General features: G+C 70.5%; 29 protein-coding genes. 16 read left to right on the top strand and 13 right to left on the bottom strand.

Features of this window, described 5'->3' with window-relative positions:
- Positions 1-16: 16 nt before the first annotated feature.
- The 3 genes from WG922_RS03335 to WG922_RS03325 all read right to left on the bottom strand — a co-directional run bounded on the left by WG922_RS03335 (position 17) and on the right by WG922_RS03325 (position 2,023).
- The gene (locus tag WG922_RS03335) at positions 17-487 is read right to left on the bottom strand and encodes a DUF6152 family protein (protein WP_340280671.1); all 471 of its coding nucleotides are present in this window, start codon (positions 485-487) and stop codon (positions 17-19) included.
- The gene (locus WG922_RS03330) at positions 484-1,224 is read right to left on the bottom strand and encodes a lipid-binding SYLF domain-containing protein (protein WP_340280668.1); all 741 of its coding nucleotides are present in this window, start codon (positions 1,222-1,224) and stop codon (positions 484-486) included. Before WG922_RS03330 ends, WG922_RS03335 begins: the two co-directional genes overlap by 4 nt.
- A gap of 202 nt (positions 1,225-1,426) precedes the next feature.
- Positions 1,427-2,023 (bottom strand): ATP-dependent Clp protease proteolytic subunit, encoded by a 597-nt coding sequence (locus WG922_RS03325; RefSeq protein WP_340280667.1) that lies wholly within the window; start codon positions 2,021-2,023, stop codon positions 1,427-1,429.
- A gap of 222 nt (positions 2,024-2,245) precedes the next feature.
- On the opposite strand from WG922_RS03325, the gene WG922_RS03320 reads away from it, so the two are divergent.
- Both WG922_RS03320 and WG922_RS03315 read left to right on the top strand, forming a co-directional pair.
- On the top strand, positions 2,246-2,620 hold the full coding sequence (locus WG922_RS03320) for a hypothetical protein (RefSeq protein WP_340280666.1): 375 nt from the start codon (positions 2,246-2,248) through the stop codon (positions 2,618-2,620).
- Between the two features lie 238 nt (positions 2,621-2,858).
- Positions 2,859-4,556 carry a long-chain fatty acid--CoA ligase gene (locus tag WG922_RS03315; RefSeq protein ID WP_340280665.1) on the top strand — a complete coding sequence of 566 codons (1,698 nt, stop codon included), beginning with the start codon at positions 2,859-2,861 and terminating at the stop codon, positions 4,554-4,556.
- A 159-nt stretch (positions 4,557-4,715) separates the two neighbouring features.
- Here WG922_RS03315 and WG922_RS03310 read toward each other — a convergent pair whose 3' ends face one another.
- The 3 genes from WG922_RS03310 to WG922_RS03300 are packed head-to-tail and all read right to left on the bottom strand — an operon-like array spanning position 4,716 to position 7,267.
- Positions 4,716-5,132: a hypothetical protein gene (locus WG922_RS03310; protein WP_340280663.1), complete on the bottom strand. Its 417-nt coding sequence runs from the start codon at positions 5,130-5,132 to the stop codon at positions 4,716-4,718.
- A gap of 9 nt (positions 5,133-5,141) precedes the next feature.
- On the bottom strand, positions 5,142-5,987 hold the full coding sequence (locus tag WG922_RS03305) for a TIGR02587 family membrane protein (RefSeq protein ID WP_340280661.1): 846 nt from the start codon (positions 5,985-5,987) through the stop codon (positions 5,142-5,144).
- A gap of 50 nt (positions 5,988-6,037) precedes the next feature.
- On the bottom strand, positions 6,038-7,267 hold the full coding sequence (locus tag WG922_RS03300; RefSeq protein ID WP_340280659.1) for an alpha-hydroxy acid oxidase: 1,230 nt from the start codon (positions 7,265-7,267) through the stop codon (positions 6,038-6,040).
- A gap of 129 nt (positions 7,268-7,396) precedes the next feature.
- Here WG922_RS03300 and WG922_RS03295 point away from each other — a divergent pair, with 129 nt between their 5' ends.
- Complete coding sequence (locus WG922_RS03295; RefSeq protein WP_340280658.1) at positions 7,397-8,215, top strand: glucose 1-dehydrogenase; 819 nt, start codon at positions 7,397-7,399, stop codon at positions 8,213-8,215.
- An 86-nt stretch (positions 8,216-8,301) separates the two neighbouring features.
- Here WG922_RS03295 and WG922_RS03290 read toward each other — a convergent pair whose 3' ends face one another.
- Both WG922_RS03290 and WG922_RS03285 read right to left on the bottom strand, forming a co-directional pair.
- Positions 8,302-8,769, bottom strand: a complete 468-nt coding sequence (locus tag WG922_RS03290) for a hypothetical protein (protein WP_340280657.1) — start codon at positions 8,767-8,769, stop codon at positions 8,302-8,304.
- Positions 8,766-9,257 (bottom strand): hypothetical protein, encoded by a 492-nt coding sequence (locus WG922_RS03285; protein ID WP_340280655.1) that lies wholly within the window; start codon positions 9,255-9,257, stop codon positions 8,766-8,768. The genes WG922_RS03290 and WG922_RS03285 overlap by 4 nt, the downstream gene beginning before the upstream one ends.
- A 109-nt stretch (positions 9,258-9,366) precedes the next feature.
- On the opposite strand from WG922_RS03285, the gene WG922_RS03280 reads away from it, so the two are divergent.
- The 11 genes from WG922_RS03280 to WG922_RS03230 all read left to right on the top strand — a co-directional run bounded on the left by WG922_RS03280 (position 9,367) and on the right by WG922_RS03230 (position 19,626).
- Positions 9,367-10,671 (top strand): SDR family oxidoreductase, encoded by a 1,305-nt coding sequence (locus tag WG922_RS03280; protein WP_340280653.1) that lies wholly within the window; start codon positions 9,367-9,369, stop codon positions 10,669-10,671.
- Positions 10,671-11,150, top strand: coding sequence for a DUF2269 family protein (locus WG922_RS03275; protein WP_340280652.1), 480 nt, complete (start codon positions 10,671-10,673; stop codon positions 11,148-11,150). The genes WG922_RS03280 and WG922_RS03275 overlap by 1 nt, the downstream gene beginning before the upstream one ends.
- Positions 11,147-12,070, top strand: coding sequence for an NAD(P)/FAD-dependent oxidoreductase (locus WG922_RS03270; RefSeq protein WP_340280651.1), 924 nt, complete (start codon positions 11,147-11,149; stop codon positions 12,068-12,070). Before WG922_RS03275 ends, WG922_RS03270 begins: the two co-directional genes overlap by 4 nt.
- On the top strand, positions 12,067-12,858 hold the full coding sequence (locus tag WG922_RS03265; protein ID WP_340280649.1) for a hypothetical protein: 792 nt from the start codon (positions 12,067-12,069) through the stop codon (positions 12,856-12,858). Before WG922_RS03270 ends, WG922_RS03265 begins: the two co-directional genes overlap by 4 nt.
- Before the next feature lie 45 nt (positions 12,859-12,903).
- Entirely contained in the window at positions 12,904-13,926 is a 1,023-nt protein-coding gene (locus WG922_RS03260) for an LLM class flavin-dependent oxidoreductase (RefSeq protein WP_340280647.1), read from the top strand.
- Positions 13,927-14,056: 130 nt separating this feature from the next.
- Positions 14,057-15,250 carry a hypothetical protein gene (locus WG922_RS03255; protein WP_340280646.1) on the top strand — a complete coding sequence of 398 codons (1,194 nt, stop codon included), beginning with the start codon at positions 14,057-14,059 and terminating at the stop codon, positions 15,248-15,250.
- 28 nt (positions 15,251-15,278) lie between these two features.
- Entirely contained in the window at positions 15,279-16,007 is a 729-nt protein-coding gene (locus tag WG922_RS03250) for a ferritin-like domain-containing protein (protein ID WP_340280645.1), read from the top strand.
- A 214-nt stretch (positions 16,008-16,221) separates the two neighbouring features.
- Positions 16,222-17,481, top strand: coding sequence for an ergothioneine biosynthesis protein EgtB (gene egtB / locus WG922_RS03245; RefSeq protein WP_340280643.1), 1,260 nt, complete (start codon positions 16,222-16,224; stop codon positions 17,479-17,481).
- 5 nt (positions 17,482-17,486) lie between these two features.
- Positions 17,487-18,479: an L-histidine N(alpha)-methyltransferase gene (egtD, locus tag WG922_RS03240; protein ID WP_340281160.1), complete on the top strand. Its 993-nt coding sequence runs from the start codon at positions 17,487-17,489 to the stop codon at positions 18,477-18,479.
- Positions 18,480-18,512: 33 nt separating this feature from the next.
- On the top strand, positions 18,513-18,794 hold the full coding sequence (locus WG922_RS03235) for a DUF427 domain-containing protein (protein WP_340280642.1): 282 nt from the start codon (positions 18,513-18,515) through the stop codon (positions 18,792-18,794).
- Between the two features lie 94 nt (positions 18,795-18,888).
- Positions 18,889-19,626, top strand: coding sequence for a 2OG-Fe dioxygenase family protein (locus WG922_RS03230; protein WP_340280641.1), 738 nt, complete (start codon positions 18,889-18,891; stop codon positions 19,624-19,626).
- A gap of 30 nt (positions 19,627-19,656) precedes the next feature.
- On the opposite strand, the gene WG922_RS03225 is transcribed toward WG922_RS03230, so the two are convergent.
- From WG922_RS03225 to WG922_RS03215, 3 genes are all read right to left on the bottom strand, one after another.
- Complete coding sequence (locus WG922_RS03225) at positions 19,657-20,418, bottom strand: SDR family NAD(P)-dependent oxidoreductase (protein ID WP_340280640.1); 762 nt, start codon at positions 20,416-20,418, stop codon at positions 19,657-19,659.
- A gap of 18 nt (positions 20,419-20,436) precedes the next feature.
- A complete protein-coding gene (locus tag WG922_RS03220) occupies positions 20,437-21,063 on the bottom strand; it encodes a protocatechuate 3,4-dioxygenase (protein WP_340280638.1) in 627 nt (208 codons plus the stop codon).
- 83 nt (positions 21,064-21,146) lie between these two features.
- Positions 21,147-21,863, bottom strand: a complete 717-nt coding sequence (locus tag WG922_RS03215; protein WP_340280636.1) for an RluA family pseudouridine synthase — start codon at positions 21,861-21,863, stop codon at positions 21,147-21,149.
- Here WG922_RS03215 and WG922_RS03210 point away from each other — a divergent pair.
- Both WG922_RS03210 and WG922_RS03205 read left to right on the top strand, forming a co-directional pair.
- Positions 21,862-22,509: a DUF47 domain-containing protein gene (locus WG922_RS03210; protein ID WP_340280635.1), complete on the top strand. Its 648-nt coding sequence runs from the start codon at positions 21,862-21,864 to the stop codon at positions 22,507-22,509. The genes WG922_RS03215 and WG922_RS03210 overlap by 2 nt on opposite strands.
- Before the next feature lie 19 nt (positions 22,510-22,528).
- Positions 22,529-23,548, top strand: a complete 1,020-nt coding sequence (locus WG922_RS03205; RefSeq protein ID WP_340280633.1) for an inorganic phosphate transporter — start codon at positions 22,529-22,531, stop codon at positions 23,546-23,548.
- Between the two features lie 21 nt (positions 23,549-23,569).
- On the opposite strand, the gene WG922_RS03200 is transcribed toward WG922_RS03205, so the two are convergent.
- A complete protein-coding gene (locus WG922_RS03200; RefSeq protein WP_340280632.1) occupies positions 23,570-24,022 on the bottom strand; it encodes a hypothetical protein in 453 nt (150 codons plus the stop codon).
- Complete coding sequence (locus WG922_RS03195; RefSeq protein ID WP_340280631.1) at positions 24,019-24,555, bottom strand: GNAT family N-acetyltransferase; 537 nt, start codon at positions 24,553-24,555, stop codon at positions 24,019-24,021. The genes WG922_RS03200 and WG922_RS03195 overlap by 4 nt, the downstream gene beginning before the upstream one ends.
- Positions 24,556-24,689 lie beyond the last annotated feature (134 nt).

Raw genomic sequence — 24,689 nt, 5'->3', positions numbered from 1 at the left:
GCCGCTCCCTGACGGCTCAGCGCGGGTCGGAGCGCATCGGGTAGGCCCGCCCGCGGATGAACAGCACCTCGGCGCGCGCGGCGGGCGATCCGCGGTAGGCGGGGCCGGGCCGCGCCAGGACGCCGATCACATCTCCGATGGCGGGCCGCTGTACGTCCCACGCGGACAGGCGTGCGAGCTCGGGCAGCTCGATGCGCCAGCGGTCTTCACCCTGGGGCACGCGGGCGCGCGCCAGCAGGTCTGCTATGTCCACGTCGGCTTGCTGTGGCGGCACCTGCAGCGACCGCACTTCACCGGGCACTTCCGCGCGCGGCCGGTGGACCAGTTCCATCGTGGCGTGCGGGTCGGCCCACAGCAGCGTGCTCACCGGCCCCTGCAGGTAGACGGGCGCCGCCTGCTCGAACGCCTCCCATCCGTGGTGCGCCCATGCGCGGTGCGCGATCCCGGTCGCCGCCAGCAGCAGGAAACAACGTCGCCCGCCGCTCATATCCGCAGCACCATGGCCAGCACGTTGCGGTGCGGGTTGGGAATGCGGCCGCTCGCGATCTGCAATGCCGTGGCGTCGTCGCGGCCGTAGTAGGCGCGGTTGGCCTCGCCATCTGGAAGGACGCCGAGGGCGCCGACGTTGATGCCCGCGTAGAGGCCGGGCGCGCCGGTCCACACCACCACGTCGCTCAGCTTGCCGGTCGCGGCCATTCCGCGCGCCTGATAGTTCGCAAAGCTCAGGCCCGCACCCGCCGTGAGAGAGAAGGTGCGCTCGTCCAGGAAGCGCTGCACCGCACGCTCGGTCATGAGCAGGAAGGCGATCTCCCCGCGCGTCGCGCCGGCCTGCGCACCGATGCTGAGGGCGCCCATGTTGAAGAAGATGGGATCGCCGAAATCATTGCCACGCCGCGTCACCAGCACGCCTTCGCCGCCCTGGACGCCAACGCCCAGCGCGGCGTGCGCATAGTCGTTCACGATGAACAGGCCCTGTGCGCGCTGCAGAAGTTGCAGCACCTGCGGATCGGCCTTCATGCGGCGGACCACGTGGACCGCCTCGAGCAGGTCCTCCCGGGCCTCTTCCAGCTGTTCCGAGGCCGGATGGACCTCGACGGGTTCGGGCGCGCGCGCGGGGTTCGGCCCTTCGCCAGGGGCGCTCCGTGATTGCCAGGGCTGCGCCTGGGCGACGATCAGGCTGCACCCGGCGACCAGCGCCGGCAGCAGACGGCTGCCTATCGACATTGCAAACTGCTCCAGCAGCGAAAAGGAAGCGCCGCCGGCGTACCGGCGGGCAAGGAAGAGCGGCGCCCGGAAGTGAGCGGCGCCATTGCCAGGAGGCAGTGTGGCAGCCGCCGCAGCTGCGGCGCCGTGAGCGGGAGTTACGTGTGCTTCGGCGTATCGCTGGGTTGCGAGTGGAATGGCCCAGGGGCGCGCGGCCCCGTGATCAACCTCTTCGCAGCTCGGTCTTGTGCGCGATGACGCGCCCGACCAGGCCGTACTCCACCGCCTCCTCGGCCGACAGCCAGCGGTCGCGCTCGATGTCGGTGAGCACCTTGTCCAGCGGCCGCCCCGTCTCCCGTGAGATCGTGCGGGCGATGCGCTCGCGTGCCTTGATGATCTCCTGTGCGTGGATGGCGATATCGGTGGCCTGTCCGCCGGCGCCACCGCTGGGCTGGTGAATCAGGAAGCGCGTGTTCGGCAGGCAGAAGCGTCGCTCACGCGGCACCGCCAGGTAGAGGTGGGTGGCCGCGCTGCCCACCCAACCGGTTCCGATCATGTTCACCGGCGCGGTGATGAAGCGGATGATGTCGTGGATGGCGTCGCCCGATTCCAGGTGGCCGCCGGGGGAGCTGACCAGCATGTCGATGGGCGCGGGCGAGTCGCTGTCCAGGGCGATCAGCCGCCGGGCGACGCCGCTCGCCGAATCGTCGGTGATGGCACCGAACACCAGCACCGTGCGGGATTTGAACGCTTTTTCTTCAAGGAACGAGTTACGCGGCTCGGCGGTGGAAGCCGGTACTTCGTTGTCGGGATGTTCCATCTTGGGCTCCTGTGTCGTTGGCAATGATGCACGGTTGTCGGCTGGGCGTGGCGCGGGTCCGTGCCGCGCTCACCGCCGCGCAGGCGGCTGCACGGATGCTGCGGCCGCGTCCTACAGTCGGACCCGATGCTTGGCCGACAGGGGGTAAACGCTGTGCTTCATAGAGTAATCGACAGCCAGCGGGCCCGCTGGTGCTTCATCCAACCCGCCAAGAGGACCACCATGAACAGCGAAACCAGCAAGACCCCTTTCCCCACCAGCAGCAGCATGGGATCCAGCAGCAGCGCCGGGGGTTCCGCCGGCGGCATGGGCGGCTCTGCGACGGGCGGCTCCTCGGCGGGGTCGGCTGGCGGCCAGGGCAGCTCCTCGCAGTCCGGCAGCGGCGGCGGTGACAACCCCGTCAAGCGCGTCGCCCAAGCGGCGCACGAAGCGGTCGATCGCCTGGAGCAGACGCTCGGCTCCAGCAGCGAACGCATGATGGGAATGCAGGAGGAATACGGCACCATGGCGCGCGAGCAGGTGCGCGAGAACCCGCTGGCCGCACTGGGTGTCGCGTTCGTCGCGGGCATCCTGTTCAGCAAGCTCTTCATGCGCTGAAACACCGGCGCTGAAACACCGGCGCTGAAACACCGGGGCTGAAACACCGGGGCATCGGCGCTGAAAGCACACCGGCGCACCTGCGCCGTTGCGGGTGCGCGGTGTAGTGCGCGGCATTGCGCGGCGAGTGGCCGCCGCATCGGCAATGCTGCGCGGGGGCGTGCGGGGGATTCCCTAGGCGGTGGGCGCGCAGTCCTGGCCTACGCTTGGTGGCTTCCGCAGCTGCCGAGACACCGCCTTGTCGCGCCCGCATCACTCCTTCTGGCCCAAGCGCCTTCCCTATTCGCTCGTTGCCCCGCAGACGTCCCTCTGGGACAACCTGTCCATCAGCGCCAGGCGCTATCCGGACAAGGCGGCGCTCGTCTTCTTCGATCGCCACCTCACCTATTCGCAACTGCATGCGCAGGCCGAACGCCTCGCGGCACATCTGCATGGGCTCGGAGTGCGCCGTGGCGACCGCGTGCTGCTCGACATGCAGAACTGTCCGCAGCTGGTAGTGGCGCACTTCGCCATCCTGCGCTGCGACGCGGTGGTCGTGCCGGTCAACCCCATGAACCGCGCGCAGGAGATCGCGCACTACATCACCGACCCCGAGGTGCAGGTGGCCATCACCACGGGCGACCTCGCGCCCGAGGTGGCGCGCGCCAGCGATGCGTTGCCGCGCGGGCAGCGCCTGCGGCATCTGGTGGTGACGCAGTTCACCGACGCGTTGGACGCCCGGCATGCCGCGGACACGGTCCCGGCCGCGTGGCACGACTGGCTGCTCACGTGCCACCCGCTGCCGACGCTGCAGGACGGCGAGGTGAGCTCCTGGGACGCCGCCCTCGACAACCACCTGCCCCTGCCGGCGCCGGCGGCCGGCCCGTCGGACCTGGCGGCACTGCCGTACACCAGCGGCACCACGGGGCTGCCCAAGGGTTGCATGCACACCCACGCCAGCCTCATGCACAACACGATCGCCGGTGCGCTGTGGGGCACCGTGACGGCCGAGAGCGTGGCCTTGCTGGTGGTGCCGATGTTCCACATCACCGGCATGGTGTGCGTCATGCACACCGGCATCTACAGCGGCGCCACGCTCGTGGTCATGCCGCGCTGGTACCGCGATCTCGCCGGCCAGCTGATCTCGCGCCACCGCGTCACCCACTGGACCAACATCCCCACCATGGTGATCGACCTGCTGGCCAGTCCCCGCTTCGACCAGTGGGACCTCTCCAGCCTGGTGTCCATCGGCGGCGGCGGGGCCGCCATGCCGCAGGCCGTGGCGCAGCGCCTGTGGGAGCAGTTCGGCCTGAACTATGCCGAAGGCTACGGCCTGACCGAGACGGCCGCGCCCTCGCACAGCAACCCGCCCGACGCCACCAAGCAGCAGTGCCTGGGCATTCCCTTCGTCGGCTGCGACGCGCGAGTGGTCGATCCCGAGACGCTTCGCGAGCTGCCGCCCGGCGAGCAGGGCGAGATCGTGATCCACGGCCCCATGGTGTTCGAGGGCTACTGGCGCAACCCGCAGGCCACGGCGGAGGCCTTCGTCGATATCGACGGCAAGCGATTTTTCCGCTCGGGCGACCTCGGCCGCACCGACGAGGACGGCTATTTCTTCATCACCGACCGCCTCAAGCGGATGATCAACGCCTCGGGCTTCAAGGTCTGGCCGGCCGAGGTGGAGGCACTGATGTTCCGCCACCCCGCGGTCCAGGAGGCCTGCGTCATCGCGGCCCATGACAGCTATCGCGGCGAAACCGTCAAGGCCGTCGTCGTGCTGCGCCCCGGCCATGCCGGCACGGTGAGCGAGCAGCAGATCATCGCCTGGTGCCGCGAGCACATGGCCGTCTACAAGGCGCCGCGCATCGTCGAATTCGCGCCGTCACTGCCCAAGAGCGGCAGCGGCAAGGTGATGTGGCGTGCGCTGCAGGAGCGGGAGGGTCGGTCGGCATCGTGACCGTACCGTGTGTGGCGCAATGCATGGCCGCATCGCCACGATCGTCGCCACGGCGGCTGAACGCAAGCGCTGGTGCCGGGTTCCTCCGGCGCGGCGCAAGAGCGGAAGGCTCGGGCCGCACCTCACGCAGCGTCCTGCGGTGGCGCACCACGCGGCACCTCAGGGCCGCTGCCAGCCTTCGGCCCGCAGCGCGAGCTGCAGCCCGCGCGGATCGCGGCTGAAGACCAGGGCGGCCTCGCGGGTGGCGCCGGGCGGCAGGTAGTCCAGCATCCCGGTGCTGCGCTCGAGCACCTGCTCGCCCTGCTGGAGCTCGCCCGAGAAGAACAGCGAGGCGGCGGTCTGCGGCCCGGTGTTGCGCACCTCCAGCCGCACCAGGTACTGGGCCGGTGACTGCTGCTCGATGCGGGTCACGCTGAACATCGGCACGGGAGGACCTTGCTCGGCCCGCAGAGCCTCCCAGCCGAGCAGCAGAAGGGTCGCGAGCACCGTCAGCAGGCCAAGCACGGCGACCGCCCATTCCAGAAACGAAGGCGCGGCCTCTTCACCGGCGCCGGACGAAGACTCTTCGCGTCCCATGCGCCTGCCTCAGAGAATCAGCCGCGCCGAGGCGGCGCCTACGGCTGCCGGGAAACCCAGCACGACCGTCACCTGCACTGCCGCCGCTAAGGGCAGGCCTTCGAGGCGCCCGAAGGTCCACAGCATCCAGGCGCTCAGCACCAGGCAGGTCGCGTAGCCGACCACGGTGAAGCGCAGGAAGAGGAGGGTCGCCGACGCAGGCGCACCCGGGTGGGGACGCGAGCGGAACTCGGCACCGTAGACGAAGGCGTGCATCGCCGCCAGCGACACCGCTACCAGCAGCATCGCCCGAGCGGGCCCGATGCGCATCGCGATCAGCAGCATCTCCTCGGTGGGCGCCAGATTGAAGGACAGGAAGAGGGCCCCGATCGCCATGATGAAGAGGTCGCTGCCATAACGGGCGACACCTCCGCGCTGCGGCTGGCCAGCCTGGCGCTCGCCGAGCTGCGACTGTGCCAGCAAGGCGCCGATGCTGGCCGGAACCGCCTGGAGGCTGACCTGTCCGAGCGCTCCGCGCCACGCGGTTTCGGCATTCAAGGCCCCGATCAGCCAGAGGGCCAGGGCCGAGGTGGTAAAGCCCACGGCATAGGCCACGAGTGCGTCCACCACATCGTCACGCCATCGGAAGGTGCGCTCGAATCCCGCGTGCCAGGACAGGGCCACCAGCAGGGGGAAGAACAGCACCAGCAGCAGCGCGACCTTCCAGGACGGCACGTACTCGCCGAGGGACCACATCTCCATGGTCATGAAGAGGGGCAGGCCGAAGATCGTGGCACCGGCGAAAGCGCGCGCAAGGCCCCGGCCGAAGGCGGCGTTGTCCTCGACAAACCGGGCCGGCGCACTGGGAGCTCGCATGACCGCAGCTTAGCGGCCAGCAGCATCCGTGGTTGTCGGCCCGCGCCGGATCACCGCATGCGCTGCAGCAGCGAACCGTCCGAGAGGTCGGCCAGCGACGCGGCGCCCAGCAGGCCCATCGCATCGAGCGCTTCCTTGTGCAGGATGTCCAGCGCGCGACGCACGCCCTGCGTGCCGCCCGCGCAGAGGCCGTACAGCGGCGCACGGCCGGCCCACACTGCCGTGGCCCCCAGCGCCAGCGCCTTCAGCAAATCGGTGCCACGCCGCAGGCCGCCGGCCACGTGCAGCGCCAGCCGGTCGCCCACGATCTCGCGCGCCTGCGGGAGCAGGTCCAGTGGCGCGATGGTCCAGTCGAGCTGGCGGCCGCCGTGGCTGCTCAGCACGACGCCGTCCACGCCCGCATCGACCGCGCGGCGCAGGTCGTCGGGGTGCAGGATGCCCTTGAGCAGCAAAGGCTTGGACCAGCGCCTGCGGATGCGGTCGAGGTCAGCCCAGTCGAGCGAGCTGGGCTGGTGCTCGCGGATCCAGTGGGCCGACTCGAAGAACCCGCGGTGTTCGCGCGGGATGAAGTCGAGAACGTTGCGAAACACCGGCAGCCCGCGGCCGGCCAGCAGGGTGCTTGCCATCCAGCGCGGGTGCAAGGCCGCGTCCAGCACGGTCGAGGCGCTGGGTCGGGTACGGCTCGCACGGGTGCGCTTGGACCACTCGCGGTTGCCGAAGATCTGTGCGTTGGTGGTCAGCACCAGTGTCTCGCAGCCGCATGCGTCGGCGCGGCGCAGCAGTTCCTGCCACACCTCATCGGCCCCGAACACATAGAGCTGGAACCAGTGCCGCAGCCCGTCGATGCGGGCAAGGTCTTCCATGCGCTCGTTGGACATGGTGCTCTGCACGAAGGGAATGCCAGCCTCGGCGGCGGCCTGCGCGAGCATCAGGTCGCCGCCGTGGCGGAAGATGCCGTTGAGCCCGGTGGGCGCGATCACCAGCGGCAGCCGGGCGCTGCGCCCGAGGAGGTCTGCCTCCAGAGTGCGGCCGGAGACATCGACCAGCTGCCGCGGAGCGAAGCGCCAGTCGGCATAGGCCAGGCGGTCGCGCGCGAGGCCCGCCTCGTCTTCAGCGCCGCCCTCGAGGTACTCCAGCACGAAGCGCGGCATGCGACGGTGCGCCATCGCACGCAGGTCGGCGATGGCGGCGGCGCGGTGCAGGGACGGGCCCGAATAGAAGCGCCGCCGGGGCGAGCCGTCCAGCTGAGCGACGTCGTTGGTGCGAAGGGGATCTCCCATCTCGACGAATTATGTGTTTCGTGGTGCCGCCCAAGGCCCCCGGCGGCGCCGCGAAAGCCGTATCGTGGCGACAGACAACGCCATGTGCGCTCCCCGCCACGCCCGACCAGCCCACCATCGCCGCCCGCCATGACCGAACCCGTCTTCCCACCTCTTTTGCAGCGTCAGCGCGCGGTCGTGACCGGCGCCAGCTCGGGCATCGGGGAGGCCGTGGCGCGCGGTCTGGCCGCGGCGGGCGCCAGCGTCATCGTCAACTGGCGCAGCGGCCAGGAGGAGGCCGAGCGGATCGTGCAGGAGATCACCGATGCGGGCGGGTGCGCCCATGCGGTGCAGGCCGACATTTCCGTGCCCGAGGAGTGCCGGCGTCTTTTCGCCCGGGCGGCGGACCTGCTCGGAGGGCTCGACCTGCTGGTGGCCAACGCGGGCATCCAGCGGGACGCCTCCTTCGCCGACATGGCCCTGGAAGACTGGCGCAAGGTGCTCGACGTGAATCTCACCGGGCAGTTCCTGTGCGCCCAGGAAGCGCTGCGGTGCTTTCGACGCCAGGGTCCCCAGCCGGACCGCTCGCGGGCACTGGGCAAGATCATCTTCATCAGCTCGGTGCACCAGCACATTCCCTGGGCGGGGCACGCCAACTACGCGGCCTCCAAGGGCGGGCTGCACATGCTCATGGCCAGCCTGGCGCAGGAGGTCGCCTGCGAGGGCGTGCGGGTGAACGCGATCGCACCGGGCGCCATCGCCACCGACATCAACCGCAGCGCCTGGGAGGGCGAGGAGGCGCGCGCGGCGCTGCTCCAGCGCATCCCCTACGCGCGGGTGGGCGCGCCGCAGGACATCGCGCAGGCCGCGGTGTGGCTCGGCAGCGATCTCGCCGACTACGTCGTGGGCACCACGCTGGTGGTGGACGGAGGCATGAGCCTGTATCCGTTCTTCCGCGAAGGCGGCTGAGGTGGCCCCGGCGGGCTGCGCCGCGCCGGGGCGGCTGCCGCGACCGTTGCGCTCGGCGCGCTCGTGCGGCTCGACGCTTCCAGCGGCTAGTAGCGTGACGGCGCCTCGCCCTGCGGCGCCTGCGGGCTCGCGTGCGGTGGCGTGGACACGCCAGGCACGGCCGGGACGCGCTGGTCCACGGCCACCGGCGCCTGGCCGGTGGCGCTCACGGCGCCGGACTGGGTCTGCACCGCGGGCAGCGCGTTACCCGCGGCGCCCGCGGTCGCCTGGTTGTAGCCCTGGCGCGCTTCCTCCAGGCACGAGGCCCGCGCCGGCTCGGGGTGCCGGAGGCAGGCCTCGCGGGCTTCCCGGAACCGTGCGTCGGCCTGGCCGAGGGCCTGTGCGTTGCCGAGGGCGGACGCGGACGGCGCGCTCGGCGAGGAGCCGGCGGCGCTGGCGGGCGTTGGTGCATTCGCTTGCGCGAGCGCGCCACCCGCGACCAGGGCGACGACCGCACATGCTGCGGCCTTGCGCAGCGAACTGCCGGTGAGTGAACCGGAGGAAGAAAAGGTCATGGGAGTCTTCCAAGGTGCTGTGGTCCGTCTTCCTGTTCCGCGAGTTCGGCCCCGAGCAGCAGCCCGATGGCCAGACAGGCGTAGACCGTCACCAGCGCCGACTTGGTCAACCGGTGTTCGTACCCCGGCGTGAAACGCTTGGGCGTCATGGTGTAGTCGACCACCGCGGCGACGGCCGAGGTCGCCACCGCGCCGGCCAGGCTGGGCGGATGGTGTGGCCGAAGCGCCGCGCGTGCCCGTGCGTAGGCTGTGCCCCAGAGCACGGCGGCTGCATGGTGTGTGGCGAAGCCGACCACCGTGTAGCGCAGCGAAGGCCGGTCGGCCCGCAACGCCGCCTCCGGCCAGAACCAGTGGCTCACGGCGTTGATGGGAGCGGCCGGATAGCCGGTCTCGCGGCGGCCCGCGAGCGCGAGCGCGGCGCCCGAGAGCAGGCCACCGACGGTGCCGGCCACGAGCCCTTCGCGCAATGCTTTGGTCCAGAGGTTCATCGCCGCAGTCTAGGCACGCGCGCGTCTGCCGGCGGGTCGTCATTGCAAGCCGTAACCGCGCGGCACGCCCGTAGACTCGGCGGCGGCGAATCACCCGAGGAGAGTGCGCGTGCGGATCCTGATCACCGGAGCGACGGGCTTTATCGGCCGCTCCCTGGCCCTGGCGCTGCTGCACGACGGCCACGAACTCGTCTGCGCCGTGCGCGACCCGGCGCGCCTCGATCTGCCGCCGGGCCGGTGGCGCGCGCTGCAGGCCGACCTCGCCCGGGTGCCGGACCGCAGCTGGTGGCAGCACCGGCTGCAGGGCATGGACGCCGTCGTGAATGCGGTCGGCATCATCCGCGAGGCGCCAGGGCAGAGCTTCGCCGCCTTGCACGAGCGCGCACCGTCCGAGCTGTTCCACGCCTGTGCGGCGGCCGGCGTCGGCGTGGTGGTGCAGATCTCCGCCCTCGGCGCCGATGCGCAGGCGCACAGCCGCTACCACCTCAGCAAGCGGGCCGCCGACGACACGCTGCGCGCGTTGCCGCTGCGCGGCGCGGTGGTCCAGCCCTCGCTGGTCTATGGCGTCGGCGGCGCCAGTGCCGCCCTGTTCAACCGCATGGCGGCTGCGCCGATGCTGGCGCTGCCACGCGCCGGGCGCATGGAGGTGCAGCCCGTGCTCATCGACGATGTGGTCGCCGGCATCCGGGCGCTGCTGGCGCAGCCGCCGCAGGAGGTGCGCACCATCGCCTTCGTCGGTCCCGCCCCGATGCCACTGGCCGACTACCTGCGTGGGCTGCGCCGGGCGCTGCGCATCGCCGGGCCGCTGCCCGTGCTGCCGCTGCCGGTGGGCCTGTTCCTGATGGGGGCGCGTCTCGCGGGACGCCTGCCGGGCAGCCTGCTGGACGCCGAGACGGCGGGCATGCTGCTGCAAGGCAATGCCGCACCCGCGCAGGCGTTCCAGGCGCTGCTCGGCCGGCCGCCGCGCGGGGTGCCGGAGTTCGTGCCGGCCACGCTGGCCGAAGGCGTTCGCGCGCGAGCCGTGCTCGACGTATGGCTGCCGGTGCTGCGGGTGGCGCTGGCGTTCCTCTGGATCTGGACGGCCGTGGTCTCGCTCGGGCTCTACCCACTTGAGGGCAGCTACGCGCTGCTGGCGCGCGTAGGCCTGTCCGGCTGGGTGGCCACCGTCGCGCTGTACGGCGCGGCGCTGCTCGATCTGGTGCTGGGGCTGCTCACCCTGGCCTGCCCGTCCCGGTGGCGCCGCCTGCTGTGGCTCGCGCAGCTCGGCCTCATCGGCGGCTACACCCTCCTCATAACCGTGTTCCTGCCGGAGTACTGGCTGCATCCCTACGGCCCCATCAGCAAGAACCTGCCGATCGTTGCCGCCCTCGGCCTGCTCTGGGCTCTGGAGCCCGCGCCCAGACTGCGCCGCTGATGGACGCCTATCTCGCCACCAAGTGGCTGCACGTGCTCTCGTCCACCGTGCTGTTCGGCACGGGCGTGGGCTCGGCCTTTTACCTGCTCGTGAGCACGCTGCAGCGCGACGTGCGCGTGGTGGCCGCCGTGAGCCGGCAGGTGGTGCTGGCCGACTGGCTCTTCACGGCGAGCACCGCGGTGCTGCAGCCGCTCACCGGCGCGTGGATGGTGCACCGGCTGGGCCTGCCCTGGTCCACGCCGTGGGTGGCATGGTCGGTCGCGTTGTACGTGCTGGCGATCGCCTGCTGGCTGCCGGTGGTGGGCCTGCAGATGCGGCTGCGCGATCTCGCCGGGCGGGCCGCCTCGGAGGGAACAGCCTTGCCGCCTGGGTACTGGCGGGCGTTCCGGTGGTGGGTCGCGCTGGGCTTCGTCGCCTTCTTCGCGTTTCTCGCGATCTTCTGGCTGATGGTGGCCAAGCAACTGCCCTGGACGACATGAGCACTTCCCGCTTCCCCACCGTGCTCGACTGCCTCGTGATTGGCGGCGGCCCCGCCGGCCTGGTTGCCTGCGTATATCTCGCCCGCTACCGGCGCACCGTGGCCCTGGTCGATGCGGGCGAGAGTCGCGCAGCCTGGATACCGCGCACGCGCAACGTGCTCGCCTTTCCCGACGGCGTGGTAGGAACGGCCCTGCTCGCCCGGCTGCGCGAGCACGCCATGCGATACGGCATAGAGCCCTGGAACGCGCGCGTGCGCTCGCTCTCGCGCACCGCCGACGACCTTTTCGAAGCCGACCTCGGAGGCGACCTGGTGCGCGCCCGCACTGTCATCCTGTGCACCGGAGCGCGGGACGTCGCACCCGACATCGCCGGCCTGGAGGAGGGCCTGCGCAACGGCCAGGTGCGCTACTGCCCGGTGTGCGACGGCTTCGAGACGCAGCACCAGCGCGTTGCCGTGCTCGGACGCGAAGGGCACGGCCTGCACGAGGCGCGCTTCGTCGCCGGCTTCGACAACGAGGTGACCTGGCTGTCGATGGGCTCACGCGGGTCCGTGGCGAGCGAAGACCTGCGCAGCCTGGAGGACGCTGGCGTGCGGGTGGCCAATGGGCTGCCGGTGGCGATCCGTTGCGACGCACAGCGAGGCGTCGAGGTGACGATGGAGGACGACCAGACGCTGCTGTTCGACGTGCTGTACCCCGCGCTCGGCCAGCGCCACGCCTCGGGGCTGGCCACCGGCCTGGGCGCGCGCGCCGCCGACGACGGGCAGCTCGAGGTCGATGCCCACCAGCGCACGAGCGTCCCCGGCCTCTGGGCCGCAGGCGACGTGGCGCAGGGGCTGAACCAGATCAACGTGGCGGCCGGCCAGGCGGCCATCGCGGCGACGGCCGTGCACAACGCGCTTCCGGGCAGAACGCGTTGAACACGCCCGCACCCCGCATCCCCGACGGAGTGCGCATCGGTGCGACGCTGGTGCTCTCCATCGCCCAGGTCGCGGCGACACAGGTGCACCGGCTCGGGTTCGGCGAGGACATCGGCAGCCGCGCTGGCCAATCGCCCTCGCTCAGTACGCCGGCGGGGTGGGCGTTCGGCATCTGGTCGCTGATCTATCTCGGGTTGATCGCCTTCGCGGTCTACCAGGCGCTGCCGGCGCACCGCCACGACGCGCTGCTGCGGCGCGCCGGCCCCTGGACCGCGGCTGCCATGCTGCTGGGCGCGGTGTGGGCCATCGTCGCGCAGCTGCAGGGCATCACGCTGCCCACGGTCGTCATCCTGCTGGCGATGCTGGCCTGCGCCTTGTGCGCGCTGTTCGCGCTGCGCGACGGCGCACCGTTCCGTTGGCGCGTCGCGTTGTTCGTGCGTCAGCCGATCGGCTTGTTCGCAGGCTGGGTGACGGCCGCGGCGCTGGTGAACCTGGCGAGCTGGCTGCCGAACGCGGGCGGCGCCGCCGAGGCGTTGCGTGGCGGCGCCTTCGCGGCGCTGGTGGCGCTGTGCGCGACGCTGCTGGCCGGCTGGGTGACCTGGCGCGCCCGCGCTCCGCTGGCCTATCCGCTCGCAGGAGCCTGGGCGCTGGCCGGCGTGGCGGCGAAGGCCGCGCCCGCCGGGGCCTGGCTGGCGGCCGTGTGCGCGGGTGCGGGCGCCGTCCTGCTGGTGGGGTTGGGGCTGGCGCTGGCGCTCGCATGGCGCACACGCCCGGCCGGCGTCGGATAACAGAGCGCAGGGGCGGACGTCCGCGCGGCTGGCGACAATGCGTGCATGCCCGCCCTCACGCTTTCCGTTCTCGACCAGTCCGTCGGCCGCGTCGGCCGCCCGCAGGACGAATCGATCCGCCTGACCGTCGATCTGGCCCGCCACTGCGAAGCGCTGGGCTACCACCGCTTCTGGCTCAGCGAGCACCACAACATCGCGGCCATCGTGGGCACCGCGCCCGAGGTGCTGATGGCCGCCATCGCCGCGCGGACCGAGCGCATCCGCATCGGCAGCGCCGGCGTGATGCTGCCGCACTATGCGCCGTTCAAGGTGGCCGAGCAGTTCCGGGTCCTCGATGCGCTTGCACCCGGGCGCATCGACCTCGGCGTCGGCCGCGCGCCCGGCGGAGACGGCCGCACCGCGCGCCTGCTGCGGCCGCACGGCGGCTCCGTCGACTTCCCCCGTCAGGTGCAGGAGCTGCACGCCTGGGTCAGCGGCAGCGGCATGCCGCCGGGCCACCCCGCCCATGGGGTGCAGGCCTTTCCGCAGGCGCCCACCGCGCCGCAGCTGTGGATGCTCGGGAGTTCCGATTACGGTGCGCAACTCGCGGCGCATCTCGGACTGCCTTATGCGTTCGCGCACTTCATCACCGACGGCGAGGGCTGCGCCGAAGCGCTCGATCTGTACCGCGCGGCGTTCCGCCCGGGTGTGTTGCAGGAGCCTTCTGCCACGGCCTGCGTCTGGGCCCTGGCAGCTGATACCGAAGAAGAGGCATGGTTCCAGTTCCGCAGCCGCGAGCGCGCCCGCATCGACCGGCTTTCGGGACCGCTCGGGCCGCTGCTGCCGCCCGAGGTTGCACAGCGTGACTACCACTCGGGCGAGCAGATCCACGTGCAGCGGCTGCGCCGGCAGGCGCTGGTGGGGACGGCGGAACAAGTCGGCGAACGGCTGCAGGCACTCGCGGACGCACTGGGCCTGCAGGAACTGGTCGTCATCACCTGGAGCTGGGATGCGGCCGTGCAGCGCCGCTCGTACGAACTGCTGGCACAGGCGGTGGGGTTGACCGCGCCTGGGCTGCACGCGGCTTAGCAGGTCGCCTCTGCGCATGACGCCTGATCAGGCGTGTAGGCGCGCAGGCGGTGCTCGGCGCGGCGTCGTCGGGCACAAGGTTTGCCGGCCAGCAGGTTCACTCACCCTTTTTCCACGAGGAACGAACCACATGGCCATCAATCTCCTGAAGGACCGGGGCACGCCCCTGGACAAGCAGCGATTCACCTGGAAAGAGCTGGTGCGCAAGCCGATCAGCAAGCTCGACGACGACGCCTACAGCCGCATCCGCGTGATCCTCATGAATGGCGTGGAGCTCGACGCGCTGCGGCTCAAGCAGGTGATGTTGCGCATGATGAACGGCAAGGCGCGCGTGCCGCTGGCGCAACTGATGCGGGTCGAGCAGCACCAGGCCACGGCGGTGAACTGGATGCTCTCGGCGGACCACTCGCCGCTGGAGACCACCATCGCCTACGAGCAGGTGGCCATCGAGGTCACGGCGTCGGTGGCGAAGCTGGAGGAGGACCCGGTCATGGCGCAAGGCTATCGCTTCGGGCTGCTCGAGGACTTCGACCACCTGTACCGCTATTCGGCACTGCTCGATCGCCTCGAGGGCAAGGACTCCAACAACATCCTGCAGGGCTATACCGACGTCGTACCCGGGCGCCCGACGCTGGTGCACCACCGCGCTCCCGAAGACGACCTGATGCAGGCCTATCCGCGCGACGCGCGGCTCGCTACCAAGCTGCACGCGATCACGCTGGTCGGCGGCGAATACCAGACCCACGACTACTACATGGTGGTGGGGCCGACCTTCGCCGACCCTGCTGCGCGGCTTCTCTATGCCGAGATCGCCTCGGTCGAATCGCAGCACATCACGCACTACGGCTCGATGCTCAACCCGGAGGAGTCCCCGCTCGAGAAGCTGGTGCTGCACGAGGCGACGGAGGTGTGGAACTACGAAGCCTGCGCGCGCCAGGAGAGCGACCCTACGCTGCGTGCGCTGTGGGAGCGCTTCCTCGACTACGAACTGGGCCACCTGCAAGTAGCCATGCAACTGTTCAAGGACGTCGAGCGGCGCGACCCCGCAGAACTGTTCGGAGACGGCTCGCTGCCGCCCGGCATCGAGTACGCGAGCCAGCGCGAGTACGTGCGCAAGGTGCTGGCCGAGGAGGTCAACCTGCGCAAGGACGGCCTGCGCTTCGTGGACGAGGACGCCGAGTCGGTCGCGTCCATCACCCACCGCAACCACCTCAACTCCCAGGGCTCGCCCTCGCAGGACGTTTCGGCCGACTGGCGCTGGACGCCCGGCACCGAGCTGAATCGCGACATGGTCCGTGGCGCCGCCCAGACCAGCCCCGTCTGACGTTTGGTTTGAACAGGAGCAGCACAGTATGGAAAACGAAGTCGCCACCGGCCTGAACCGTACCGGCCTCGACATGGCTCCCATGAGCCGCGACGACATGATCAAGTTCGCACGCCAGGAGGGTGCCCGTACGGCGCAGCCCGGCGGCGCGGAGAAGCTGCGCGAACTGCGCCGCCAATACGCACTGGAGGCCGAGCGGGTCGGCTCGGTGCCGGTGCCCGGGAAGATCAAGGGCATCGCAAGCACCATGGTCGATACGCTCAAGGGCAACAAGCCCTCGGTGCTGATCGACAAGCTCGGAGAGCGCCTGGCCTACGAGCGCACCGGCGTGCGCCTGTACGAGGCGATGCTGATCAAGGCCAGCGCAGCGGGAAGCGGGCCCATGATCGACATGGGGGCTCTGCAGCGCATCCGCGACGACGAAGAGTCGCACTTCCACATGGTCACCCGCTACCTGGACGGGCTTGGCGCAGACCCTACCGCGATGACGCCCTGCGCCGACGTGACCGGAGTCGCGGCCATGGGCCACCTGCAGGTGATCTCGGACCCGCGCACCACGGTGGCCCAGGCGCTCAACTCGCTGCTGATGATCGAGATGGGCGACAACGCCGGGTGGGAACTGCTGATCGAGCTGGCCGAGGAAGCCGGCCACGCCGATATGGCGCAGGCCTTCAACGTTGCGCTGGAGACCGAGCGCGAGCACATGGAGACGGTCCGCGGGTGGTTGCGCCAGGCGGTGCTCGAAGAGGGCACCTGAGTCATCTGTTGCGGAAGCGGCCACGCCCCGTCGGGCCTGGCGTTCTGGCGTCCTCCTGCGGCGCGTGTTACATCGCGCTGCAGTGCCGACCGCCCCCGCAGGGCTTGAGGTAACCTGCGTCGCCAGGATGCGCCCCGCGGAGTCCCGCCAGCGCTTCCGCTTCCGCGGGTGCGCGCATGCGGCGCCTCGCACCGACCACCGGAGGCCCCGCCCGATGCTTGCACCCCGCCCATCCACCGACTGCTCCGCGCAGCGGCCCGCACGCGCCGCACTGGCGGCGCAGTGTGAACGGGTGCGCGCGCACAGCCTCGCCCTTGCCGCATCCCTGAGCGCGGAAGACCAGTGCGTGCAGTCCATGCCGGACGCCAGCCCCACCAAGTGGCATCTCGCGCACACCAGCTGGTTCTTCGAGGCGGTGGTGCTCACCGAGCACTCGGCCGACTACCGCCCGTTCGACCGGCGCTTCTTCCATCTCTTCAACAGCTATTACGAGTCGCTGGGTCCGCGCCATCCGCGGCCGCAGCGCGGACTGCTGACACGCCCGGACTTGCCCACGGTGCATGCGTACCGCGCGCATGTCGATGCGGCGCTGCAGTCGTTCGTGGCCTCTTGCGACGAGGCGCAGTGGCCGCAGGCGGCTGCGCTGGTCGAGCTGGGGCTGCATCACGAGCAGCAGCACCAGGAACTGATCGTCACCGATGCGCTGCATCTGCTGTCGTGCAACCCCTTGCTGCCTTCGTGGCGGCCCCGCGGCGCCGGCGCCTCGCTGCGGCTGGCTTCTGCCACGCCGCCCCTGCGCTGGCTTGAGTTCGCCGGCGGCGTAACCGAGGTCGGGCACGACGGAGCGGGGTTCGCCTTCGACAACGAAACACCGCGGCACCAGGCGCTGCTGCGGCCCTATGAACTGGCGCACCGCCTGGTGACCTGCGGCGAGTGGCTGCAGTTCATGGAGGACGGTGGCTACCGGCAACCAGGCCTGTGGCTGTCCGATGGCTGGACGCAGGCACAGGCGCAGGGCTGGCGCGCCCCGGCCTACTGGATCGCGCCCGACGACCCGCGTGCTCCCGCAAGCGAGTGGCAGGTCTTCGGCCTGGACGGCGTGACGCCCCTGGATCCCTCGGCGCCGGTGCTGCACCTGAGCTTTTTCGAGGCCGCCGCCTATGCGCAGTGGGCGGGCGCGCGCCTGCCCACGGAGTTCGAGTGGGAGGCCGCCTGCGGCGCGCCTGGGCTCGAGCAGATGACGGGCTGGGCCTGGCAGTGGACCCGCTCGTCCTACGATCCCTACCCGGGTTTCAAGCCGTTCGCCGGCGCGGTGGGCGAATACAACGGCAAGTTCATGGTGGGCCAGATGGTGCTGCGTGGCAGCAGCCTGGCGACACCCGCGGGTCACGCCCGCGCGACCTACCGCAACTTCTTCCCGCCGGCCGCCCGCTGGCAGTTCACCGGGCTGCGCCTGGCACGGGAGACATCATGACCGGCATGCCTACCTTCGCCGCCGCCGACCGCGCACTGTCCCCCAAGCCAACGCTTCCCGCGCACGCCGCCGCACGCGACGACGGCTTCGCGCACGACCTGCTGCAGGCCTTTGCCGAGCGCCCACGCGAGATCTCGCCCAAGTACTTCTACGACGCGGAGGGGTCCCGCCTGTTCGACCGCATCTGTGAACTGCCCGAGTACTACCCGACGCGCACCGAGCGAGCCATCCTCGAGACGCACGCGGGGGAGATCGCCGAGGTGGTCGGCCCCGGCGCCGAGATCGTCGAATTCGGCGCGGGTTCGTGCGAGAAGGTTCGGTTGCTGCTGCAGGCGTTGCAGCGCCCGCTGCGCTTTCGCCCCATCGACATCTCGGCCGCGCACCTGGAGCACGCTGCCGCGGCATTGCGCCGCGACTATCCGGGGCTGGACGTGCAGCCGCTCGCAGCCGACTACACGCAGCGCCTGCTGTTGCCTGCGAGCGAACCGGGGGTGCGCCGGGTGGGCTTCTTTCCGGGCTCGACGCTCGGCAACTTCGCCGCGCCGCAGGCGCTCGGCTTCCTCAGGACGGCCGCCCACGTGCTGCGTGGCGGCGGCATGCTGCTGGGCGTGGACCTGGTGAAGGAGCCGCACCTGCTGCACGCTGCCTACAACGACGCGCAGGGCGTGACCGCGGCCTTCAATCTGAACCTGCTGGCGCGCGCGAACCGGGAGCTGAACACCCGGTTCGACCTGGACGCCTTCGCCCACGCGGCCTTCTACAACGCGCCGCTGCGGCGCATCGAGATGCACCTGGTCAGCCGGCGTCGCCAGACGATCGAGCTGGAGGGGCAGCGCTTCGAGATGGAGGAAGGCGAGACCCTGCACACGGAGAACTCGCACAAGTTCACCCTCGATGGTTTGCGCGCGCTGGCCGAGCAGGCGGGCTGGCGCTGCGGTCCGGCGTGGCTGGACCGCCGGCGGTGGTTCTGCGTGCAGTGGCTGCAGTCGCCCGGCTGATACGCTGCGGCATTGCCCTGGAGGAACGATGCGATGAAAGCGATATGGAACGGCGCGGTGATCGCGCAGAGCGACGACACGGTACTGGTCGAGGGCAACCACTACTTTCCCGAAGACGCGCTGGACCGGCGCTACGTCACCTTCAGCAACCACCGCAGCACCTGCCCGTGGAAGGGGCAGGCGAACTACTACTCGCTCCTGGTGGATGGCGAGCTCAACGCCGACGCCGCGTGGTACTACCCCGATCCCAAGCCCGAGGCCGACATGATCCGCGGCCGCGTCGCGTTCTGGAAAGGCGTGCAGGTCACGTCCTGAACGTTCTCGGCGCCAGCGGCTGAAGCAAGCCGGCGCGCGGGCAGGAGACTGTAGGTGCAGGAGAGGGGCGCCGTGGCTGCGCTAAGCTCGCGCGATGATCCTGCAGCCGCCCCTCACGCCGCCCGAGCAACTCGATGCGCAGATGCGCGCGCAGGGCTTCGCCGTGGTGGGTGCGGCGGGGGTGTGCCAACTCGCCGGCTGCGCTCTGGACGAGCTGCAGTCCTTCGCGCCACGATGGGACGACCTGCCGCCGGACAACTACCTCAAGGATGGCGGCCGCTACCGACGCCGGCGCCATGCCAATTTTCTCCTCGACGGCGACACGCTCACGCCGGCGCCCCACCGCGCCCACTGGCAGCCGGTCGAATACAACGCGCTGCACGGAGGCATGGAGCGCTGGTTCGAGCCGATGGACGAGTCGGTGACCGGCAGCGCGGCCTGGCACCGCCTCATGGCGGCGCTGGCGCGTGCCGCGTCGGCACTCAAGGGTCCGCAGCGCTGGTGGGCTGAGGCGCACCAGTTCCGCATCGACACCGCTGGCGGCATCGGCCGGCCCACACCCGAAGGTGCGCACCGCGACGGGGTCGATCTGGTGGCGGTGTTCCTGGTGTCACGCGAGCACATCCGAGGCGGCGAGACCCGGGTGTTCCAGGCCGAGGGGCCGGCGGGCATGCGCTTCACGCTGGCCGAACCCTGGAGCCTGCTGCTGCTGGACGATGCGCGTGTCATCCACGAGACCACGCCCATCCAGCCCATGGGGCAGGGCGGCGGCTGGCGTGACACGCTGGTGGTGACGCTGCGCGCCGGCGGCTTCCAGGGGCCGCAGGCCTGACGCGCACTGCCTGCGCAAACGCGTGGTTTCTCAGCCGCGAACGTCCGCCACCGGCTGGCTGCCGAAGTCCGGCCGATCCAGAAACGCCAGCACCCGCGCCGCGGCTTCTTCAGGCGTGCTGAGCGCACCCTGGCGCTTGAGGCCGACGAAGCTGTCCCGGTCCGGAAAGCTGCTGGCGTCGGCCGCGCGCAGTTGTACCTGCATATCCGTGTCGATCACGCCGGGAGCCAGCGAGCACACGCGCGCGCCATTGCCGCTGCGTTCTTCCTCGAGAGCGAGGCAGCGGGTGAAGTGGTCCATGCCGGCCTTCGCCGCGCAGTACACCGCCTGCGAGCCCATGGCCCGGCGACCAAGGCCCGACGAGATGTTCAGCACCTTGCGCGGCAGCTTCCAGGCGGCGGTGCCGCGCAGGAATACGCTCGTCAGCAGCATGGGCGCTTCGAGGTCCACGCGCAGCGCGTCGCTCACTTCATGTCCGGAAAGCTCGGCCAGGGGGGCGACGCGGGGTATGACGCCGGCGTTGTTGATCAGCGTGACGCTGCTCAGGCCCATGCTGCCCCGCTGCGCGAGCCAGCCTTCGAGTCGGCTCGCGGCAGTGTGCGGACGGGCCAGGTCGTCGGCCCACTGGTCGCAGCTGCGCTGCAGCGCCTGGGCTTGCTGTGCGAGCGACGGCTCGGGGTGGCGGGCGATGCAGACCAGGTCATGGCCAGCCTGCAGCAGCTGCCGGGCCATGGCCAGGCCCATGCCGCGCGAGGCGCCGGTGATGATGGTGAGGGGCGAGGAGGAGGACATCCGTCCATCCTAGTCGGCTCAGGCGAGCGCGAGCGTGATGGGGAAGTGGGCCCGCAGTCCGTCGGACGTCGATGCGAAGGGCACGGTCACCAGCGCCCGGTCGGCCGGCGCGAGCCGCTGCCAGAGGAAATCGCGTGCATTGCGCGGCTCGCCCTCGACGTACAGCTGCGTGGTGAGAAGCTCTCGTGAGCCGAGCCGCACCTTGACGTGAATGTGCGGCGTGCGCCCCGAGTAGGGCGCCGGCCGGATGGTGCGAAAGCGGTAGAGCCCCTGCCGGTCCACCTCGACGCGACCGAACCCCTGGAAGGCGGGGTTGGCCCGACCGCCGTCGCCGGGGTGGTGGTAGTGGCCCGCCTCGTCGCACTGCCAGATCTCGACCGCTGCGCCCGTAACCGGCCGCCCTTCGACATCGACCACCTCGCCTTCGAGCCAGGCTGGCTGGCCGCCGGTGTACTGCCGGGTGCCGGTTCGCAGCAGGTCGTGGTCACGGTCGCTGGGCAGTTGCACCGGATAGAACGGCCCCTCGGTCTGGGAGGGGGTCGGGCGGCGCGGCGCCGCCTGGGCCAGGGCACCGAGCCGCAGCGCCGGCATCGCAACCAGAGCGGCCAACAGGGCGCGGCGGGGAAGCTGGCGCGACAAGGTCATGGGAGGCTCCGGTGGCGGCGATTGCGGTGGGATCGGTGGCGGGCGGCGTAGTTCCGGTGGCAGCACACGGATGGCAGCGCCGGTCAGAAAGGTGGCGGCGAGCGCAGGTGCAGCGGCGCTCCGCCGGCGGGGTGGTCCAGTGCGAGTCCGCTCGCGTGCAGCAGCAGCCGCGGGGGAGCGGACGGCGCACCGGCTGGTGCGTAAAGCGTGTCGCCGAGGATCGGGTGGCCCAGCGCCAGCAGGTGCACGCGAAGCTGGTGGGTGCGCCCGGTGACGGGTTCGAGCTCCACGCGCGTGCTGCGTGCGGAGCGCTCGAGGATGCGCCAACGGGTGACGCTCGGGCGCCCATGCAGCGCGTCGACGCGCTGGCGCGGCCGCATCTCCCAGTCGGCACCCAGCGGAAGATCGATCTCGCCCCAGCCGTCCTCGGTATCCGGCGGGGGCATGCGCCCGGCCACCACCGCCACATACCGCTTGCGCACCCGGCGTGCCTCGAACGCACGCGACAGCGCGCGCTGCATCGCCGCTCCACGCGCCAGCAGCAGCAAGCCGGACGTGGCCATGTCGAGCCGGTGCACCACCAGCGCGTCGGGCCACTGCGCCTGCGCGCGCACGCACAGGCAGTCCTGCTTGTCGGGACCGCGCCCGGGCACCGACAGCAGGCCCGCCGGCTTGTCCAGCACCAGGCAATGCGCGTCCAGGTGGAGCGGTGCCGGCGCAGCCGGCGTGAACCCGGCAGGTACACTGCCCGAAGTCAACGACGCGCCCCCTACGGTTACCGGAAAGAGATCCAACGACATGTTCTTCGGCAAGCTGCTGCCGCGCGAAGGCAATTTTTTCGAACTGTTCAACCAGCATGCCGAGCGCATCGTCGAGGCGGCCCGCGCCTTCTCGCAGCTGGTGGCGAACTATAGCGATCCGCATGTGCGCGAGCAGTACAACCGCGACGTGGACAACGCCGAACGCGCGGCCGACCGCGTGACGCACGAGATCAACCGCCTGATCCACCGTACCTTCATCACGCCGATCGACCGCGACCAGATCCATCAGCTGATCAACACCATGGATGATGTGGCCGACCTGATCCAGGACTCGGCCGAGACGATGGCGTTGTACGACCTGCGCGCGGTGAACGAGGAGATCAACCGCCTCACCGACCTGGCCGTGAAATGCTGCGAGCGTGTCAAGGACGCCGTCGCGCTGATCGGCAGGCTGGCCGATCCGGCCACGGCGGAGGCCGCGCTCAAGACCTGCGAGGAGATCGACCGCCTGGAGTCCGACGCCGACCGCGTCATGCGCAGCGCCATGAGCCGGCTGTTCCGCGAGGAGCCGGACGTGCGCGAGGTGCTCAAGCTCAAGGCCATCTACGAGCTGCTCGAGACCGTCACCGACAAGTGCGAGGACGTCGCCAACCTGATCGAGGGCATCGTCCTCGAGCATTCCTGAGCGCCGGAGGCACGAGCCGATGGAACCCGCTCTGGCCGCCCAGGCTGCGCTCTGGGTGGTGATTCTGCTGGTGGTGCTGGCCCTGGCGTTCGACTTCATGAACGGCTTTCACGACGCGGCGAACTCCATCGCCACCGTCGTCTCCACCGGCGTGCTGCGCCCCGGGCAGGCCGTGCTGTTCGCCGCCTTCTTCAACTTCGTCGCCATCTTCGTCTTCCATCTCAGCGTGGCAGCCACCGTCGGCAAGGGCATCGTGACGCCCGACGTCGTCGATACGCACGTGGTGTTCGGCGCCCTGGTGGGCGCGATCACCTGGAACCTCGTCACCTGGTACTACGGCATCCCCAGCAGCTCGTCGCACGCCCTGATCGGCGGCATCGTCGGCGCCGTGATCGCCAAGGCGGGAACCGGTGCGCTCATTGCCTCGGGCATCGGCAAGACGGTGCTGTTCATCTTCGTGTCCCCCATGCTCGGCTTCCTGCTGGGTTCGCTGATGATGGTGGCCGTCTCGCGCCTGTTTCGCCGATCGACGCCGCGCCGGGTGGACCGCTGGTCGCGCCGGCTGCAGCTGGTCTCGGCCGGCGCCTACAGCCTGGGGCACGGCGGCAACGACGCGCAGAAGACCATCGGCATCATCTGGCTGCTGCTGCTGGCCACCGGGTACATGGCGCCCGGCGCTGCCGCCCCGCCGGCGTGGGTCATCGTCAGCTGCTACGTGGCGATCGCGCTGGGCACGATGTTCGGCGGCTGGCGCATCGTCAAGACCATGGGGCAGAAGATCACCAAGCTCAAGCCGGTGGGCGGCTTCTGCGCCGAATCGGGCGGGGCGCTGACGCTGTTCCTCGCGACGACGCTGGGCATCCCGGTGTCCACCACCCACACGATCACCGGAGCGATCGTCGGCGTCGGCTCGACGCAGCGGGCGAGCGCCGTGCGCTGGGGCGTTGCCGGCAACATCGTCTGGGCATGGATCTTCACCATCCCGGCCAGTGCACTGGTGGCGGCGGGCGCGTACTGGCTCAGCCTCGCGCTGTACTAGAGCAGCGACGCCCCGCGCGGCTCACTGCGAGATCTTGCGGCCCTCTTCGACCTGGTATTCGAAGTAGCGCTGGAAGCTGAAGGCGATGGTGGCCATCAGCACGCCCGTGCCGATCATCAGCGCCGCGACCATGGCGCCGATGGTCAGCCAGTTCGTGACGCCGGTGGCCGCCTGCTCGTCGGCCTGGGGGTTGAAGCGGCCGTTCCAGCGTTCGGGTGTCGTGAGGCCATAGACGATGGCCGTCAGCGCGCAGCCCGCAATGGTGAATCCGAGCAGCGGCACCAGCAACCAGCTCAGCACGTCGTCCTGGCCGAACTCCTGCACGCGCTGCAGTCCGTAGATGCCTAGGGCGGTCGGGATGGGCAGCGCCCAGCCGAGCAGATCGCCCAGGCCATGCAGATAGAAGCGGTGCAGCCCGAGCGGGCCGCCGAGGAAGGCCAGCCACGCGGCCACGGTCTTGCTGCGTTTTCTCATTGCGCGCTCTCGGGAGGCGGGGGCGTGCGGTCGCCGGGGCCAAGCGCTTTTTCCATGAGCACGATGTCCAGCCAGCGGTCGAACTTCCAGCCGCAGGAGCGCACCACGCCCACCGACTCGAAGCCGAGTGCCCGGTGCACGCCGATGGAGGAGTGGTTCGCCGAGTCACCGATGACCGCGATCAGCTTGCGCAGACCCGCCGATTCGGCGCCTTCGACCAGCGCTGACAGCAGCCGCCGGCCCAGCCCGCGCCCGCCGGCGTCGTGGCGCAGATAGATCGAATCTTCGGCGGAGTAGCGATAGGCGGGGCGCGGCTTGAACCACTGGCAGTAGGCGAAGCCCAGCACCTCGCTCTGGTCGGCGAGGACCAGGTAGGGCAGCGACTTGGCGAGGACGTCGGCCCGCCGCGCCGCCATGTCGGCAATGCTTGGAGGGACGGTCTCAAAGGTGCCGGTGCCGTGCAGCACGTGGTGCGCGTAGAGGGCCGCAACGGCGGGCACGTCCTCGTCGCGGCTGGGGCGGATGGTGGGCATGGAAGTGGGAAGGCTATAATCGCGGGCTTTTCAGCGTGTCGCTGGCCGGGTGGCCATGTCGCGTGTCTCGACGCTGGAAGAACACAGAGGCTCAACTTACCGCGCGCGCAGTGCATGCGGCAGAGCCACCACCC

Origin of the sequence: Ramlibacter sp. AN1015, assembly GCF_037726105.1 — a bacterium.
In the GTDB taxonomy this organism is placed as follows: Bacteria; Pseudomonadota; Gammaproteobacteria; order Burkholderiales; family Burkholderiaceae_C; genus Ramlibacter.
Note: the sequence above shows the minus strand (reverse complement) of the source record. Positions and strands in the feature narration are given on the sequence as shown.

Coding starts and splice junctions, on each gene's coding strand:
- WG922_RS03225 (WP_340280640.1), bottom strand. CDS start 20,418: ATGTCCTCCTCCTCGCCCCTCACCATCATCACCGGCGCCTCGCGCGGC.
- WG922_RS03230 (WP_340280641.1), top strand. CDS start 18,889: ATGATCCTGCAGCCGCCCCTCACGCCGCCCGAGCAACTCGATGCGCAG.
- WG922_RS03295 (WP_340280658.1), top strand. CDS start 7,397: ATGACCGAACCCGTCTTCCCACCTCTTTTGCAGCGTCAGCGCGCGGTC.
- egtB (WP_340280643.1), top strand. CDS start 16,222: ATGCTTGCACCCCGCCCATCCACCGACTGCTCCGCGCAGCGGCCCGCA.
- WG922_RS03335 (WP_340280671.1), bottom strand. CDS start 487: ATGAGCGGCGGGCGACGTTGTTTCCTGCTGCTGGCGGCGACCGGGATC.
- egtD (WP_340281160.1), top strand. CDS start 17,487: ATGCCTACCTTCGCCGCCGCCGACCGCGCACTGTCCCCCAAGCCAACG.
- WG922_RS03210 (WP_340280635.1), top strand. CDS start 21,862: ATGTTCTTCGGCAAGCTGCTGCCGCGCGAAGGCAATTTTTTCGAACTG.
- WG922_RS03330 (WP_340280668.1), bottom strand. CDS start 1,224: ATGTCGATAGGCAGCCGTCTGCTGCCGGCGCTGGTCGCCGGGTGCAGC.
- WG922_RS03320 (WP_340280666.1), top strand. CDS start 2,246: ATGAACAGCGAAACCAGCAAGACCCCTTTCCCCACCAGCAGCAGCATG.
- WG922_RS03235 (WP_340280642.1), top strand. CDS start 18,513: ATGAAAGCGATATGGAACGGCGCGGTGATCGCGCAGAGCGACGACACG.
- WG922_RS03325 (WP_340280667.1), bottom strand. CDS start 2,023: ATGGAACATCCCGACAACGAAGTACCGGCTTCCACCGCCGAGCCGCGT.
- WG922_RS03310 (WP_340280663.1), bottom strand. CDS start 5,132: ATGGGACGCGAAGAGTCTTCGTCCGGCGCCGGTGAAGAGGCCGCGCCT.
- WG922_RS03255 (WP_340280646.1), top strand. CDS start 14,057: ATGGCCATCAATCTCCTGAAGGACCGGGGCACGCCCCTGGACAAGCAG.
- WG922_RS03205 (WP_340280633.1), top strand. CDS start 22,529: ATGGAACCCGCTCTGGCCGCCCAGGCTGCGCTCTGGGTGGTGATTCTG.
- WG922_RS03270 (WP_340280651.1), top strand. CDS start 11,147: ATGAGCACTTCCCGCTTCCCCACCGTGCTCGACTGCCTCGTGATTGGC.
- WG922_RS03220 (WP_340280638.1), bottom strand. CDS start 21,063: ATGACCTTGTCGCGCCAGCTTCCCCGCCGCGCCCTGTTGGCCGCTCTG.
- WG922_RS03285 (WP_340280655.1), bottom strand. CDS start 9,257: ATGAACCTCTGGACCAAAGCATTGCGCGAAGGGCTCGTGGCCGGCACC.
- WG922_RS03300 (WP_340280659.1), bottom strand. CDS start 7,267: ATGGGAGATCCCCTTCGCACCAACGACGTCGCTCAGCTGGACGGCTCG.
- WG922_RS03275 (WP_340280652.1), top strand. CDS start 10,671: ATGGACGCCTATCTCGCCACCAAGTGGCTGCACGTGCTCTCGTCCACC.
- WG922_RS03260 (WP_340280647.1), top strand. CDS start 12,904: ATGCCCGCCCTCACGCTTTCCGTTCTCGACCAGTCCGTCGGCCGCGTC.
- WG922_RS03200 (WP_340280632.1), bottom strand. CDS start 24,022: ATGAGAAAACGCAGCAAGACCGTGGCCGCGTGGCTGGCCTTCCTCGGC.
- WG922_RS03290 (WP_340280657.1), bottom strand. CDS start 8,769: ATGACCTTTTCTTCCTCCGGTTCACTCACCGGCAGTTCGCTGCGCAAG.
- WG922_RS03215 (WP_340280636.1), bottom strand. CDS start 21,863: ATGTCGTTGGATCTCTTTCCGGTAACCGTAGGGGGCGCGTCGTTGACT.
- WG922_RS03305 (WP_340280661.1), bottom strand. CDS start 5,987: ATGCGAGCTCCCAGTGCGCCGGCCCGGTTTGTCGAGGACAACGCCGCC.
- WG922_RS03250 (WP_340280645.1), top strand. CDS start 15,279: ATGGAAAACGAAGTCGCCACCGGCCTGAACCGTACCGGCCTCGACATG.
- WG922_RS03195 (WP_340280631.1), bottom strand. CDS start 24,555: ATGCCCACCATCCGCCCCAGCCGCGACGAGGACGTGCCCGCCGTTGCG.